The sequence below is a fragment of the Georgenia sp. G2120 genome, assembly GCF_055326485.1.
The window spans coordinates 16,514-31,973 of sequence record NZ_JBUZNL010000015.1 but is presented as its reverse complement, the minus strand read 5'-3'; the positions used below and the strand labels follow the sequence as shown (position 1 = coordinate 31,973).

Here is a 15,460-nt window from a genome sequence, read left to right as displayed (position 1 = left end):
CGTCGTCGTGCTCGGTCCTGACGGACCTGTCGAGATCCGACCTGGCAAGGTGAGTGCCATGACCAGGGAGCCGTCGTTGCGGCTCCTGCACCTCGCGGTCTTCTGCAGCTCGTTCGACCGCCTCGTCATCGCGCCGTTGCTGCTGGCGATCGCGGACGATCTCGGGATCTCGCTGGCGGATGCCGGCATCATCGCCTCGGTCTACCTCGTGGGCTACGGGGTCATGCAGATCGTGTGGGGCATGATCTCGGACCGGCTCGGGCGCGTGCGCACCATGCGTCTCGCGCTGCTCCTCGCGGCGGTCGCGGGCATCGCCACCGCGGCTGCGCCGGACGTGGCGACGCTGCTGGTGACGAGGTTCGTCGCCGGTGGTGCCTACGCAGCCATCGTCCCTGGCGCTCTGATCTACGTGGGGGACACCGTCCCTGTGGCCCGACGCCACGGCCCGCTGACGGACATCATGATGATGACGGCCGTCGGGATGGCCGCGGCCACGCTCGGGGGTGCCGCCCTGGCCGATCTCGCGAGCTGGCGGCTGGCATTCGGGATCCCGGCGGTGGTGGTGCTCGTCGTCGTCGTGCTGATGTCCCGTCTGCCGGAGGTCACGGCGCAGGGCGAGCGGCTCTCGGTACGGGCGGCGCTCACGCGCGTCCTCGGCAACCGGTGGGCGCTCGTCGTCTTCGCCCTCGCGTTCGTCGAAGGGGTCGTGCTGCTCAGCGTGCTCAACCTCCTGCCGACGGTGCTGCAGAACCAGGGGATGAGCACCACGCTGTCCGGAGTCGTCACCGCGGCCTACGGCGTGGCCGTCATCCTGGCCACCCGCGTCGTCAAGGCCGTCGCGGACCGCATGACCCAGACGCAGCTGGTCGCCGTCGGCGGCACTTCCGGTGCCGGCGCGTTCGTGGGGCTCGTCCTGGATCGCGGCACCGTCGGTGTGCTCGTCGCGTGTGCCCTCCTGGCGGGTGCGTGGGCGTTCATGCACTCCACGCTGCAGAAGTGGGCCACCGAGGTCGTGCCCGACGCCCGTGCGACAACTGTCAGCCTCTTCGCGTCGTCACTGTTCATCGGCAGCGCGGCCGGAACCGCCCTGGGCGCGGTGTTCGCCGACCGGGGAGATTTCGCGACGCTGTTCGCGATCGGGCTCGGGATCGCCGCCGTGCTGGGTGTCGCGGCGACGGTGCTACGGGCGCGGAGCGAGTAAGGCGGTCGGGCGTGGGTGAGGTGTGGAACGTTGACTGAGTGACCAGGGCGGGCGCGGTCGTAGGGCCGGCATCGCGGCATTCAGTCCAGGCCGAGCACCAGGAGCAGCGCCTCGTCGACGGCGTGCAGCTCGGCTGTGTCGAGCCTTCCGACGAATTCGCCGAGCCGTACCTCCGGGTCGACGACGGTCATCTGCTCCAGCATCACTCGGGTCGTGGAGCCGAGAACCCTGACCTCCGGGCGGAACGAGGCCGGTCGTCGGCCCGTCGATGTGGGTGCGACCAGCCACGTCGACAGCGGGAGGTCGTCGGACTGCACGACGACGGCGAGCCGTGCGCCGCCCTGCTCATGACCGCGTGAGTCCTTCGGCGCCCTGAGCCGGTAGATGTCACCACGCACGGAGCGCGTCCATGTCGGCGGCGAGCGCGCGCGACTCGGCCACGTCGTCGGGATCGTTACGCAGAGACTCGGCCTCCGCACGGAGCCGGGCTCGCCGGTCGGCCCGCTCCGCGGCCAGGATCGCTGAGCGCGCAGCGTCGGATCGGGAGGCTCCGTCGCGGGTGAGCGCCTCGAGCGCTCGTTCAACCTCCGAGTCAGTGCGGATCGTCAGAGTTCTCATAGGACGAACCGTACGACGAAATCGCGTGCAACGGCAGAGGCCGGGCACGCGCCAAGGCCTCACGTACCCTCGCTCCGGTGACCTCCCAGACCCCACCCCCGGCGCACGAGTCCGCGCAGACCCGCGACACCGCATCCTTCCCGAGCCCGACGGTCACTCCCGGCACCACCGCCGTCATCTCCGGCGGCGCGCGCGGCATCGGCGCCACGTTCGTCGAGGCGTTCGCGGCAGCGGGGGCGCGCGTCGTCATCGCCGGCCACCGTGAGCCGGGACCGGAGCTCGCGGCCCGCCTCACCGCCGACGGCCACGACGTCACGTTCCACCCCACCGACGTCGGCTCCCCGGACTCCGTCGCCGACCTCGCCGCGCACTGCGAGAAGCACCTCGGCCACGTCGACGTCCTGCTCAACAACGCCAGCTACTACATGGGCATCGGCTCGAAGAAGTCGTTCGACGACATCACGCTGGAGGAGTGGGACCAGGTCCTGCGGGTCAACGCCACCGGCACCTGGCTGACCGTCAAGGCCCTCCACCCGCTCCTGCGCGCGAGCGGCCGCGGTCGGATCATCAACATCGGCTCCACCACCGTCCACGGCGTCCCCTTCAACGCCCACTACGTGGCCTCCAAGGGCGCCGTCCACGCCATCACCCGTTCGCTGGCCAAGGAGCTCGGCGACGACGGCATCACCGTCAACGTCGTCGTCCCCGGTCTTGTCGAGTCCGAGGCGACCCTCGCCGTCAACGACCCCGCCTACCTGCCCAAGGTCGTCGCGCAGCGCGCGATCAAGCGGGCGGAGGTTCCCGAGGACCTCGTCGGGGCGGCGCTGTTCCTCGCCTCCGAGTCGGCGGGCTTCATCACGGGGCAGAGCCTGGTCGTCGACGGCGGCATCGCCTTCTCCTGACCCTGCATTGGGTGTCGATCGTGCGGGTGAGGGCCGCACGTCGCGTTCGTCGAGATTGCGGTTAGGGCCCCAACCGCAATCTCGACGACGACAAACCGCAATCTCGACGACGAGGGGAAAGCCCGGGAGGTCGGCTGTCTCACGGTGTGAGCCAACGGCGGTCGTGGAATGGACCGGGCCGTCGGCGGCGTTAGCGTCGATGAGCACCCGAGGTCCCCTCGGCGTGCGAACGACCCACACGCCCCCGGAGGGATCTCGTTGAGCGCGCCACGCGACCTCGACCACGTCGTCGTCACGACGCCTGACCTCGCCGCCGCGGTCGGGCTCGTCGAGCGCACCACCGGAGTCGCCCCGGAGCCTGGCGGCGCACACCCCCGGTTCGGCACGCGCAACTACCTCGTCTCCTTCGGCGGCGACACCTACCTCGAGCTGCTCGGCGTCGACGAGGCCAACACCGACGTCACCTCGGGGCGACCCTTCGGGCTCGACGACGTCACCACCACCTCCGTCTCCACCTGGGCGATCCACCCCGGCGATCTCGACGCCGCCCGGACCCGCGCGGCCGACGTCGGCATCGACCCCGGCGCCCCGTACGACGGCTCCCGCCGCACCGAGTCCGGCGAGCTCCTCGAGTGGCGACTCACGCGGCCCGTCTCCGAGCCGACCGGCATCGTGCCGTTCCTCATCGACTGGGGGAGCACCACCTCGCCCGCGGCCAGCACCGCCGCCCGGCTCGAGCTCGTCTCCTTCACCGCGAGCCACCCGGAGCCGGAGACCTACCGACGCGTCCTCGCGGCCCTCGGCACCGACCTCGAGGTCGCGGCGGGGGAGCCGGCAGCGCCAGGCGGAGCGGCGCGAGCCCTCGGCCTCACCGTCCGCGGCCCGGCCGGCGAGCTCACGTTCTGACCACCAGCACCACGCGAACCAGCACCACCACCAGCACGACCCACGAGAAGAGGACCATGACGGAGACCATGCGGGCAGTCGTCCTGCACGAGCACGGCGAGATCGACGGCCTCACCCTGGAGGAGAACCACCCCCGCCCCCAGGCGACGCCCGGCTTCGCGGTCGTCAAGGTCCGCGCCACCTCGCTCAACTACCACGACATCTTCACGGTCAAGGGCATGCCCGGGATTACCGTGCCGATGCCGATCGTGCCGGGTCTCGACGTCGTGGGTGAGGTCTCCGAGCTCGGCGAGGGAGTGACCGGCTGGAACGTCGGCGACCGCGTGCTCGTCAACCCGCTGCGCGAGACCGGCGAGCTCATGGGCGAGATGGTCGACGGCGGCCTCGCCCAGTACGCCCTCGTCGCCGCCGAGCAGCTCATCGCGATCCCCGACGCCGTGACGTTCGAGCAGGCCGCCGCCCTGCCCGTCGCCTACGGCACCGCCCACCGCATGGTCGTCGGCAAGGGCAAGGTGAGCGCCGGCGACCGCGTGCTCGTCCTCGGGGCGTCGGGCGGCGTCGGCACCGCCGCCGTCCTCCTCGCCAAGCAGCTCGGCGCCTGGGTGGTGGCCGCCGTCGGGTCCGAGGAGAAGGCGCAGCGCATGCGCGAGCTCGGCGCCGACGACGTCATCAACTACAAGGAGCAGGACTTCTACGCCTGGACCAAGGAGCACCTCGGCAAGCCGAACCGCTTCACCTCCGACACCGGCTTCGACGTCATCGTCAACTTCACCGGCGGCGACACCTGGAAGCCCACGCTCAAGAGCACGGCGCTCGGCGGCCGGATCCTCGTCTGCGGCGCCACCGCCGGCTTCGACCCGGTCGAGGACCTGCGCTACATCTGGACCTTCGAGCTCCAGATCATCGGCTCCAACGGGTTCGGCCGGGAGGACTTCGTCGCCCTCCTCGACGACGTCGCCGCCGGGAAGCTCGCCCCCGTCGTCGACGAGGTGCTGCCGCTCGACCGCGCCGCCGAGGGGCTCGCGAAGGTGCGGGACCGCGGGGTGGTCGGGAAGGTCGTCGTCGACCCGTGGCTCGAGAGCGGCCAGGAGTCCGCCGCCGGCACGCAGGCCAACCAGGAGCCCGCGGCCGCGACCACGCCGGCGACCGCATGAGCCCCCGCGAGCAGCTGCCCCTCCTCACGGCCGCCGAGGTCGAGGCCGAGCTCCTGCGCAGCCCGTACCACCGCTGGCTCGGTCTGCGCGTGGTCGACGTGACGCGCAGCAGCGTCGTCATCGAGGTCGAGGCCCGCGAGGAGTTCATCGCGGACGTCGACGCCGGGTACGTCCACGGCGGCATCCTCGCCACGCTGCTCGACCTCGCGGCGGACTGGGCGCTCGTCGGGGCGCTGGGCACCGGCGTGCCCACCATCGACCTCTCCGTCAACTACCTCCGCGCCGCCCAGCCCGGGCTCCTGCGGGTGACCGGCCGCGCGATCCGCCCCGGCCGGCAGGTCAGCCACGCCGAGGCCGAGGTCCACGACGCCGACGGGCGCCTCCTCGCCGTCGGCCGCGGGTCGTTCCTCTCGGCCGTGGCCGAGCAGGGCCGCGCCGCCGCCGACGCCCGCCGCGCCGCCGCGCACCAGCAGGCCGACCAGCAGGCCGACCAGCAGGAGGCCGGCCAGTCCGGCACCACCTCCGAGCCCACCGGGCCCGACACCTCCCACCAGGAGCACACCCCCGCATGACCGCCCAGTACGACAACCTCGGGGCCGCCGTCGCGACCGACCACCCGGAGGCCGAGGCCCTCGTCGAGGTCCGCGCCGGCGTCACCACGCGGTGGACGTACGCCGACCTCGAGCGGGCGATCGAGGCCCAGGCCGACCGCCTCGCCGCCGGCCACGCCCCCGGCGCGCGCATCGCGATCCTCGGCCTCAACTCCGGCGCCTGGCTCGTGGCCTTCTACGCCGCCCAGCGCGCCGGCCTCGTCCCCGTCCCGGTCAGCCACCGCCTGCCCGCCGACGGCGTGCGCTACGTCCTCGACAACTCCGGCGCCGACCTCCTGCTGGCCGACGACCCGGCGTCCGTCACCGACGTCCCCGCCGGCGTGACGATCGCCCCGCTCGACTCCGTCCTCGACGGCGCCGCCCCTACGGGTCGCACCGAGCCCATCGCCCGCGCCCCGCGCCGCACAGTCGACACCGCCGAGCCCGGCATGATCCTCTACACCTCCGGCTCGACGGGCCGCCCCAAGGGCGTCGTCCTCTCGCACGCCAGCCACCTGTGGGTCATCGCCGTCGGGATGGGGTCCGGCGGGGGAGCGGGCGGCGACCGCGCCCTCGTGGCCGCGCCGCTGTACCACATGAACGCGCTCGCCAACGTCCAGGGCGTCCTCGCCGCCGGCTCTACCGTGGTCCTCCTCGAGGCCTTCGACGCCCGCGCGTTCCTCCAGGTCAGCGCCGACGAGCGCGTGACCCGGGTGACCGGCGTGCCCCCGATGTTCGCCCTCCTCCTGCGCGAGCACGACCTCGTCGAGTCCCTCGACCTCACCTCCGTCGCCTTCGTGTTCGTCGGCTCCGCGCCCGCGAGCGACGACCTCCTGTCCGCCATCGCCACCCTCTTCCCGCGCGCCCACGTCCGCTTCGGGTACGGGACCACCGAGTCCGGCCCGGTCGCCTTCACGGAGGACCCGGGCCGCCCGACGCCGACAGGCAGCGTCGGCCTCGCCTCCCCGCACGTCGAGCTGCGGCTCGTCGGAGCCGACGGGAGCGTCGACCCGCGCCGCGGCGTCCTCGAGATCCGCTGCCCGGCCCTCATGAGCGGCTACCACGAGCGCCCCGACGTCCCCAGCCCGCTGACCGCGGACGGCTTCTACCACTCGAAGGACGTCTTCGAGGTCGACGACGACGGCTACTACTTCTTCGCCGGCCGCGAGGACGACATGTTCTCCTCGGGCGGCGAGAACGTATACCCGCGCGCCGTCGAGCAGGTCCTCGAGGCGCACCCGGCCGTGCTGCACGCCGCCGTCGTGCCCGTGCCCGACGAGATCAAGGGCGCCAAGCCGGTCGCGTTCGTCGTACTCACCGACGGCGCCACCACCGGCGAGGACGAGCTGCGCCGCCACACGCTCGACCACCTCGAGCCCTTCGCCCACCCGCGGCGCGTCCACGTGGTCGACGAGCTCCCGCTGTCCGGCACGAACAAGGTGGACCGCCACCTCCTCGAGCGCCGCGCCCTCGAGCTCGCGGCAGCCCTGGACGACCAGGCGGGGAGCCCGGACGACCCGGCGGCCGAGCGGTTCGCGCCGAGTGCGCGAGCGAGCACGTCGCCGCGCGCGGACGGAGCGGCCTCGTGAGCGTCGCCCCCGCCCGGGTCCGGAGCCGGCTGCGCGTCCGCCGAGCGGGCGACGTGCTGCTGCCGCTCGGCGTCGTCGTGCTCCTTCTCGCCCTCCTGCAGGTCCTCGCGGTGACCGGGGCGATCCCGTCCGACTACCTGCCCCCGCCCACCGAGATCGGGGGCGAGCTCGTCACGCTCCTCGGCGGCGCCACCCTGTGGGGGCACATCGGCTCCACCGTCACCGGGTGGGCGATGTCCCTCGGGATCGCCGCGGTGCTCGGCACGCTGGTCGGTATCCTCCTCGGCTCCGTCGAGTCGCTCCGGGCGCTCACCACGCCGCTGGTGGAGTTCCTGCGCCCCCTGCCGTCGATCGCGCTCATCCCGCTCGTCATCCTCCTCATCGGCGGCGGCCGCACCGGGGAGGTCTTCCTCGCCTCGTTCGCCGCGTTCTGGCAGATGCTCGTCGCGGCGATCGACTCGGCCCGCTCCGTCGACCCGGTCGCGCGGGAGACCGCGGCCGCGTTCGGACTCAACGGCCGGCAGCGCATCGCCTGGGTCTACCTGCCCTCGATGCTGCCGCAGCTCATCACGGGCGTGCGGATCGCGTCGGCGATGGCGCTCGTCATCGTGGTGACCACCGAGATCCTCATCGGCGTGCCCGGGCTCGGGCAGGGCCTCAACCTCGCCCGCTCCGGCGGCGAGCTCGCGCGCATGTACGCCTACATCGTCGTCATCGGCATCGTGGGGCTCGTCCTCAACGCCGCCATCCGGTGGGTGGGGGACCGCGCGATCTCCTGGCACCCGTCCGTGCGGAAGGGGACCCGATGAGCCGCGCGACCCGCCTCAACCTGCTCAAGGTGCTCGGCGCCGTCCTCGCCCTCGCGATCTGGTGGGCCACCTCCGCCTCGTCGACGAACATCTACTACCCGCCGATGCCCGACGTCCTCACCGGCGTCGTGGAGTACTGGCTGACCGGCCCGGGCACCGAGCACCTCGTGTCCTCGCTCATCAACCTGTTCGCCGGGCTCGGCATCGCCATCGTGGCCGGCATCGGGATCGGGCTGCTCGTGGGGCAGGTGCGGATCGTCGACCGGGCCATCTCGCCCACGTTCGAGTTCGTCCGCGCCATCCCGGCCACCGCGCTCGTCCCGTTCGCCATGGTCCTGTTCGGCATCGGCACCGAGATGAAGATCTTCATCATCGCGCTCGGCTGCTTCTTCCCGATCCTGCTCAACGTGGTCGACGCCTGCCGCGCCCTGCCGTCCCAGCTGCACGACACGACCCGCAGCTTCAACATCCGCGGTCCGTTCCGGCAGCTCTTCGTCGTCGTGCCCGCGATCGCACCCCGGGCCGCGTCCGGGATCCGCGTGGCGATCCCGCTCGGCCTCATCCTCGTGGTGACCAGCGAGATGACGGGGACGAACCTGGGGATCGGCCACATCCTCATGACCGCCCAGAGCTCGTTCAACCTCGCCGCCGTGTGGGGCGCGATCGTCATCCTCGGCACGCTCGGGGTGCTCCTCAACCTGGCGTTCGCGGCGCTCGAGCGTCGTTCCCTGCGCTGGCACTACGACCAGGCCGACTGACGCACGACGACGAACGGCCACCACCGACCCGGCACCCGATCCCGTCCCCGTCCGCCCCACCTCCCGACCCCCAGAAAGCCGACATGCTCCGCATCGAGAAGCTCACCAAGACCTACGGCGACGGCCCGACCGCGTTCCAGGCGCTCGCCGACATCACGCTCGACGTGGCCGACGGCGAGTTCCTGTCGATCGTCGGCCCGTCCGGCGCCGGCAAGACGACGCTCCTGCGCTGCCTTGCCGGCCTCCAGCCCGCCACCTCGGGGACCGTGGAGTTCGACGGCCGGGCCGTGACCTCCGTGCCCGACGAGTTCGCCGTGGTCCTCCAGGACTACTCCCGCTCGCTGTTCCCGTGGTTCACGGTGGCGTCCAACGTGGGGCTGCCGCTCAAGGCGCGCGGCGTGGGCAAGGCGGAGCGCGCCGAGCGGGTGGAGCGGGCACTGGCCGAGGTGGGGCTCGAGGGCGTCGGGCGCAAGCACCCGTGGCAGCTCTCCGGCGGCATGCAGCAGCGCGTGGCCATCGCCCGCGCGCTCGCCTACCGGCCGAAGGTGCTCATCATGGACGAGCCGTTCGCGTCCGTGGACGCCCAGACCCGCGCCGACCTCGAGGACCTCGTCCTCACGCTGCGGGCCGAGTCCGAGATGACGGTCGTCTTCGTCACCCACGACGTCGACGAGTCCGTCTACCTCTCCGACCGCGTGGCGGTGATGACGAAGTCGCCGAGCCGCATCGGGACGATCGTCGACATCGACCTACCGGCCGACCGCGACCAGATCCGCACCAAGGCGCTGCCGCGGTTCGCCGAGCTGCGGGCGCGCGTGTTCTCCGAGATCCGCGAGCTCGTCACCGCCCCGCAGCCGGATCCCGAGTACACGATCTGATCCGCGCCGCGGCGGGCGACCAGCCCGTCGCGCGACCCGACTGCACGACCTGACTGTTCGACCCGCACGACCTGTTGCACGACCCATCCAGACGAAGGACCCCTGATGACCAGCACCCCCCGGCGCCTCGTCGCCGCCGCAGCGTTCGCCGCCTCCGCCCTCACCCTCGCCGCGTGTGGTGGCGGGGGAGAGGAGGTGGCCGAGAACGAGGAGGGCCTCGTCGAGCTGACGGTCATGCAGATCACGACGATGGACGCCGGCCCGCTGCACCTCGGTGTGGAGGAGGGCTTCTTCGAGGAGGAGGGCCTCGACGTCACCGTGCAGATCGCGGAGGCCGGCTCGGCCATCGTCCCCTCGGTGGTCAACCAGGAGAGCCCGATCGGCTACGCGAACGTGGTCAGCGACCTGCAGGCGATCGACCAGGGCCTCGACGTCCAGTTCGTTTCCAACTGCTGCGGCACGGGCTCGGACCCGGAGGCGGACACGTCGGGGATCTTCGTGCTGCCGGACAGCGGGTTCGAGACCGCGGCGGACCTCGAGGGCGCGAACATCGCCGTCAACTCCGTCAACAACCTCGGTGACCTCACCATCATCACCGCCCTCGAGGAGGCCGGGGTGGACGGCTCCTCGCTGGAGTTCACGCCGATGAACTACTCGGACATGCCGGCGGCGCTCGAGCGCGGGGACGTCGACGCGATCTGGTCGGTCGAGCCGCACCGCTCGATCTCCGAGAGCCACGACTTCGTCAACCTCAGCTCGAACTTCGTCGAGTCGTTCCCGGAGACCCAGCTCGGGTACTACATCACCTCCGGCGCGTTCGCCGAGGCCAACCCCGAGGTGGTTGCCGGTTTCCAGCGGGCGATGGATCAGGCCAACCAGTACGCGACCGACAACCCCGACGAGGTGCGTCGCGTCATCGCCGAGACCCTCGACCTCGACCCGGAGCTCGTCGCCGGTGCGAACCTCGCGACCTACGTGCCGGGGCTCGACCAGGACAGCGTCCGCGCGTTCGCCGCGGCGGCCGTCGAGCAGGGGATGATCTCCGAGGAGCCGGACTACGACTCGATCTTCGTCGAGCCGCAGGAGTAGCAGTCAGGCGCGGGTGTGGCCCGCGGGGGCAGGGCTCAGGCCGTCGCCTCGGCGTCGACCTGGGCCCTGTGCCGTTCGTCGAGCGCGACGAACAGCGCCGCGTTGAGGTCGAAGGCGAGCTTCGCCTCGGCGACGCAGCGCTCGCGTTCGGTGGCAGTGAGGGCGGCGGCGTCCATCGCGGAGCGCCACTCGTCCTTGTAGGGCTTGGTCTTGGGGATCTCGGCGAACGTGTAGAAGGCCAGCTCGTCGGGCGTCATCCCGTAGTGGCGCTGCAGCATCCGCGCGATGATCTGGCCGCCGGACAGGTCGCCGAGGTAGCGGGTGTAGGCGTGCGCGAGGTAAGTGGCGGCGTCGTCGATCGACTGCAGCCGCGCCACGTACTCGCGGGTCGCAGGGAGCACCTCGAGCTCGGCCCAGTCGGCGCCCGCGAGCGTGTGGAGGTCGTCCGCGGCGGCCTGAGCCCGGAGGAGCTCGTAGCGGACGAATGCGCCGGCGACCGGGTCGTCCGCGAGCCGTGCGCCCGCCTCCTCGAGGGCGGTGTAGATCGCGTGGTGCTGCCGGGCGAGGTCGATATAGGCGTCCCGGCCGAGAGCGCCACCCATGAGGTCGGTGACGAAGGTGCGGGTCTCCGCGTGCTCGTGCTCCGCGCGCGTGGCGTCCCGCAGCAGCTCGGACAGGTTGACGCTCATTCAGGCCGCTCGGAAGGTTCGACGTTCAGCACGTTGCTGACGAAGCGACAGCATCAGTCCTGATCGTGTCTGCGTGAGCCGACTTTCGCAATCCGTGCGTTGTGAAATTGAGGGCGACGCAGGATGGGCCGTATTGCATGTGCTCTCCTTCAGTGCAGGACTGAACCGTCGTGAGCCTCCCGGGGCCGCGTAAACGACCACCCACCGGAAGGCTCGGGGCGGGGCATCTCAGGCTGTAGCCTGGTGGGGCGCCCGCCGGGCGCGGTAGAGGAGACCTGAGTGACGCAGACCATCGACGAGGAGCTGCTCGTGAGGTCGCGTCGGCGAGTCAAGGCCCACGGTGAGGTATTCACACCACGCCACATGGTCGACCAGATGCTCGACATGGTCCGAGAGGACCTCGAGACCGGGCCGGAGTTCGTCGACAAGACGGTTCTCGAGCCCGCGGCTGGCGACGGCAACTTCCTCGTCGCGATCCTCCAGCGCAAGCTCCACGCGATCCAGCAGCACTACGAGCCGGACCGGTGGGCTGACGAGTCCCTGTTCGCTCTCGCGTCGATCTACGGCGTCGAGCTCCTCGAAGACAATCATGCCGACGCCAAGGCCGCGATGCTCGACGTCTTCCTCGCCTTCCACACCGACAACGGTCGTCCGTGTGGCCCTGACACCGGTCTCATTCGAGCCGCCAGGTTTCTCGTGGATACCAATATCGTCCGAGGTAACACCCTCACTGGCTTGTCGCCCGAGGGTGAGGAGATCGAGTTCTCGTGGTGGCACCGTGACCCCTCCGGCGCCGGCTTCGTGGTCCGCGAGCCGTTCACCTTCAACTCACTGCGAGCTGCGGCGCCATCGCCTGACCTGTTCGGTTCGCTCATCGATCCCATCCGTTACGTACCGTGTCGTATTGACCGCGTCCACGAAGAAGTGAAGGCCGACCAGTTGTGACCAACGCTCCCAACATCAGCACGTTCCGTGAGGTCGTCCCGTTCATCTACTCGTGGAGGACCCCCGACATCCCCAAGTACGAGGGGTGGGAGAAGATCGGGTACACCGAGCAGGACTCGGCGGACACGCGCATCAGCCAGCAGGCATCCCAGCTCAACATCTCGAAGATCAAGGTCTGGGCGTACAGGGCGATGTTCATGACCGAGGACGGAGGGACGTTCCGCGACTCCGACTTCCATGCGTTCCTCAAGCAGCAGGGCATCGAGCGTGAGATCGACCCGAACGTCACTCCGCATCGCACCGAGTGGCACAAGTTCGCCGGCGCCCCGAAGACGAGTCAGCAGTACTTCTTCGACTTCGCCTCGAGATCCTTTACAACGCCGCCCGGCACGTCACAGGACGACTACACGTTGCGGCCAGAGCAGCAGCAGGCCGTCGCACAGGCAACGGCGTCGTTCGGCTCGGCTGGCGTCAATGAGGTGTTGTGGAACGCGAAGCCGCGGTTCGGCAAGACGTTGACGACGTACGACATGATGCGGAAGCTGGACGTCAAGCGTGCGCTGATCGTCACCAACCGACCGGCGATCGCCAACCCGTGGTTCGACGACTACCAGCGGTTCATCGCCCACCAGACCAGCTACCAGTTCGTCTCCGACTCACCGTCGCTGGCCGGTCGCAGCCCGATGACGCGCGAGCAGTGGCGCGCGTACTCGCGAGAGAACGTCGACGCCGATCCGCGCATCATCGAGTTCGTCTCGCTCCAGGACCTCAAGGGGTCGCAGTACTTCGGGGGCTCGTTCGACAAGCTCAAGCACATCGCCGACTTCGACTGGGACCTGCTGGTCATCGACGAGGCGCACGAGGGCATCGACACGACGAAAACCGACGTCGCGTTCAGCCAGATCAAGCGCCGTCACACGCTGCACCTGTCGGGAACCCCGTTCAAGGCACTGGCGTCGGGGCGCTTCGGTGAGGACCAGATCTTCAACTGGACGTATGAGGACGAACAGACCGCGAAGGAGGAGTGGGCGGACGACGCGGTCGACAACCCCTATGCCCAGCTCCCGACCCTCAACCTGCTGACCTATCAACTCTCTCCGATGGTCACCGACAAGCTCGCCGAGGGCGTCGCGCTCGACGACGAGGCGGGCAATGTGGACTACACGTTCGACCTGGCGGAGTTCTTCGCGACCAAGGAGAACGGATACTTCGTCTATGAGGCCGACGTGGCACGGTTCCTCGACGCATTGGCGACACAGGAAAAGTACCCGTTCTCCACCTCGGAGTTGAGGGACGAGATCCGGCACTCGTTCTGGCTGCTCAACCGGGTCGCGTCGGCGAAGGCGCTGGAGCGAATGCTCAAGAAGCACCCAGTCTTCGGCGAGTACACGGTGATCCTCGCGGCTGGCGATGGCCGACCCCACACGGACGAGAACGACGGCCTGGACGAGGACGCGGACGACTCTGTCACCGTGGGCAAGTCCCTCGACAAGGTCCGTAACGCGATCGAGAAGGCGGAGGCCGAAGGCAGCAAGACGATCACGCTCTCGGTCGGTCAGTTGACCACGGGCGTGACCGTGCCCGAGTGGACGGCGGTCATCATGCTGTCCAACCTGTCTTCGCCCGCGCTCTACATGCAGGCAGCGTTCCGTTCGCAGAACCCGTGCACTTTCATGCGTGGCGACAAGGTGCTCCAGAAGAAGAACGCCTACATCTTCGACTTCGCCCCCGAACGGACGCTGACGATCTTCGATGCGTTCGCGAACAACCTCGCGCCGCGCCCGCCGGTCGATGCCGCTGAGCGCAGGGAGAACATCCGCCAGCTGCTCAACTTCTTCCCGATCCTAGGTGAAGACCCTGAGGGCCGGATGATCGAGCTCGATGCCGCGCAGGTGCTCACGTTCCCGCAGGTGTTCAAGGCGCGCGAGGTCGTGCGGCAAGGCTTCCTGTCGAACCTTCTTTTCGCAAACGTGTCCGGCATCTTCCGCGCAGTGGAGCACTTCGAGGACATCCTCAATCAGCTCCCCGTCGCCAAGGAGAAGAAGGTCGATAAGGGCAAGCCGGTCGAGGTGCCCGTCCCGCCGCCGACCACCGATGCTGACGGAAATGTGCAGGTCGACGCGGCCACCGTCATCAACCCGAAGGTCGCCGAGTTGGGCACGCCGATCTACTCCGACGAAGATGTGCTGTCGCTCGACCCGGCAACCACGAAGGCGGCCGAGGCGGCCAAGCAGGTCGCTGCGGTCGTGACGGAGAAGGCGCGTGAGACACGGGCCAGGGCCGGAGCCGAGTACGGGATGACGGCCAAGCAGGTCCAGAACGATGAGAAAGCCACCGAGGCCCAGGTGAAGGCCAGGGTGGAGAGGGCCTACGTGGACCACCAGATCGCCATGAACCACATCGACGCCGAAGCCAAAGACACTGCGACCGAGGCCGAGTTCCAGGCACTCGATTCCAGGAAGGCCGAGGCAAGGGCAGAGCTCGATGCACAGATACTCGCGGTCGTCCATGACACCCTCGACACCGTCACCGAGACCGTCGTGAGACGTGAGGAGACCAAGAAGGCTCAATCGGCTGCAAACAAGACGATGGACATCGCCCGCGACCACTTGCGCGGGTTCGCACGGACGATCCCGATGTTTCTTATGGCGTACGGAGACCGGAACATCACGCTCGCCAACTTCGACGACTACACCCCCGACGACATATTCGCAGAGATCACGGGGATTTCCGAGGAAGACTTCCGCAAGCTCCGCGGCGGTCGTGACGTCACCGACCCGGCGACCGGGGAGGTCACCAAGGTCCCGGGCCTGTTCGACGAGGCAGTTTTCAACCAGGCGATCCAGGAGTTCCTCAACAAGAAGGCCGAGCTCGCCGACTACTTCAACCCGGACCTCGCCGAGGACATCTTCGCGTACATCCCGCAACAGAAGACCTCACTCGTGTTCACACCGAAGAGCGTCGTGACGCTCATGTGCGACACCCTGGAAGAACAGGACCCGGGCATCTTCTCCGACCCCGACAAAACGTTCGCCGACCTGTTTTCCACCGCAGGCCTGTTCTGCATGGAGATCGTACGCCGACTCGACGCCGGACTGCGTGACGTGATCCCTGACCCGGATGAGCGCTTACGGCACATCCTCACACGGCAAGTCTTCGAGATGAGTCACAACGAGATCTTGCACGACATCACCCTCGAGGCCGTCAGCGGTGGAGTGCCAGAGCGTCGGGCATGGCTGAAAGACTCTGGACACTTCCGCGTCGGCAACCTCGCCCACATGACCTCCGAGGAACGCGAACAGGTAGTCAACGAGATGCTAGGAGACGACTGA

Annotated in this window: 15 protein-coding genes; 12 read left to right on the top strand and 3 right to left on the bottom strand. The window is 69.5% G+C overall.

Translation table 11 applies throughout. The annotated features are described in order from the left end of the window. Positions 1-58 precede the first annotated feature (58 nt). A complete protein-coding gene (locus ACZLMO_RS14320; RefSeq protein ID WP_463654121.1) occupies positions 59-1,201 on the top strand; it encodes an MFS transporter in 1,143 nt (380 codons plus the stop codon). 80 nt (positions 1,202-1,281) lie between these two features. On the opposite strand, the gene ACZLMO_RS14315 is transcribed toward ACZLMO_RS14320, so the two are convergent. Further along, positions 1,282-1,599 (bottom strand): type II toxin-antitoxin system PemK/MazF family toxin, encoded by a 318-nt coding sequence (locus tag ACZLMO_RS14315; RefSeq protein ID WP_463654120.1) that lies wholly within the window; start codon positions 1,597-1,599, stop codon positions 1,282-1,284. Further along, positions 1,589-1,819, bottom strand: coding sequence for a hypothetical protein (locus ACZLMO_RS14310; RefSeq protein WP_425713195.1), 231 nt, complete (start codon positions 1,817-1,819; stop codon positions 1,589-1,591). Before ACZLMO_RS14310 ends, ACZLMO_RS14315 begins: the two co-directional genes overlap by 11 nt. Positions 1,820-1,896: 77 nt before the next feature. Here ACZLMO_RS14310 and ACZLMO_RS14305 point away from each other — a divergent pair, with 77 nt between their 5' ends. The 9 genes from ACZLMO_RS14305 to ACZLMO_RS14265 all read left to right on the top strand — a co-directional run bounded on the left by ACZLMO_RS14305 (position 1,897) and on the right by ACZLMO_RS14265 (position 10,494). Beyond that, positions 1,897-2,721, top strand: coding sequence for an SDR family NAD(P)-dependent oxidoreductase (locus ACZLMO_RS14305; protein ID WP_463654119.1), 825 nt, complete (start codon positions 1,897-1,899; stop codon positions 2,719-2,721). 258 nt (positions 2,722-2,979) lie between these two features. Further along, complete coding sequence (locus ACZLMO_RS14300; protein WP_425713155.1) at positions 2,980-3,627, top strand: VOC family protein; 648 nt, start codon at positions 2,980-2,982, stop codon at positions 3,625-3,627. Between the two features lie 56 nt (positions 3,628-3,683). Continuing rightward, complete coding sequence (locus ACZLMO_RS14295; RefSeq protein ID WP_425713156.1) at positions 3,684-4,781, top strand: zinc-binding dehydrogenase; 1,098 nt, start codon at positions 3,684-3,686, stop codon at positions 4,779-4,781. Beyond that, on the top strand, positions 4,778-5,353 hold the full coding sequence (locus tag ACZLMO_RS14290; protein ID WP_463654118.1) for a PaaI family thioesterase: 576 nt from the start codon (positions 4,778-4,780) through the stop codon (positions 5,351-5,353). The genes ACZLMO_RS14295 and ACZLMO_RS14290 overlap by 4 nt, the downstream gene beginning before the upstream one ends. Further along, positions 5,350-6,960 (top strand): class I adenylate-forming enzyme family protein, encoded by a 1,611-nt coding sequence (locus tag ACZLMO_RS14285; protein ID WP_463654117.1) that lies wholly within the window; start codon positions 5,350-5,352, stop codon positions 6,958-6,960. Before ACZLMO_RS14290 ends, ACZLMO_RS14285 begins: the two co-directional genes overlap by 4 nt. Then, entirely contained in the window at positions 6,957-7,769 is an 813-nt protein-coding gene (locus tag ACZLMO_RS14280) for an ABC transporter permease (protein WP_425713159.1), read from the top strand. Before ACZLMO_RS14285 ends, ACZLMO_RS14280 begins: the two co-directional genes overlap by 4 nt. Next, positions 7,766-8,527: an ABC transporter permease gene (locus tag ACZLMO_RS14275; RefSeq protein ID WP_463654116.1), complete on the top strand. Its 762-nt coding sequence runs from the start codon at positions 7,766-7,768 to the stop codon at positions 8,525-8,527. The genes ACZLMO_RS14280 and ACZLMO_RS14275 overlap by 4 nt, the downstream gene beginning before the upstream one ends. Before the next feature lie 83 nt (positions 8,528-8,610). Beyond that, the gene (locus tag ACZLMO_RS14270) at positions 8,611-9,405 is read left to right on the top strand and encodes an ABC transporter ATP-binding protein (protein WP_425713161.1); all 795 of its coding nucleotides are present in this window, start codon (positions 8,611-8,613) and stop codon (positions 9,403-9,405) included. A gap of 105 nt (positions 9,406-9,510) precedes the next feature. After that, positions 9,511-10,494, top strand: a complete 984-nt coding sequence (locus ACZLMO_RS14265) for an ABC transporter substrate-binding protein (RefSeq protein WP_463654115.1) — start codon at positions 9,511-9,513, stop codon at positions 10,492-10,494. 35 nt (positions 10,495-10,529) lie between these two features. On the opposite strand, the gene ACZLMO_RS14260 is transcribed toward ACZLMO_RS14265, so the two are convergent. Continuing rightward, complete coding sequence (locus ACZLMO_RS14260; RefSeq protein WP_463654114.1) at positions 10,530-11,183, bottom strand: biliverdin-producing heme oxygenase; 654 nt, start codon at positions 11,181-11,183, stop codon at positions 10,530-10,532. Positions 11,184-11,462: 279 nt separating this feature from the next. Here ACZLMO_RS14260 and ACZLMO_RS14255 point away from each other — a divergent pair, with 279 nt between their 5' ends. Beyond that, a complete protein-coding gene (locus tag ACZLMO_RS14255; protein ID WP_463654113.1) occupies positions 11,463-12,128 on the top strand; it encodes an N-6 DNA methylase in 666 nt (221 codons plus the stop codon). Then, positions 12,125-15,460: a DEAD/DEAH box helicase gene (locus ACZLMO_RS14250; protein ID WP_463654112.1), complete on the top strand. Its 3,336-nt coding sequence runs from the start codon at positions 12,125-12,127 to the stop codon at positions 15,458-15,460. The genes ACZLMO_RS14255 and ACZLMO_RS14250 overlap by 4 nt, the downstream gene beginning before the upstream one ends.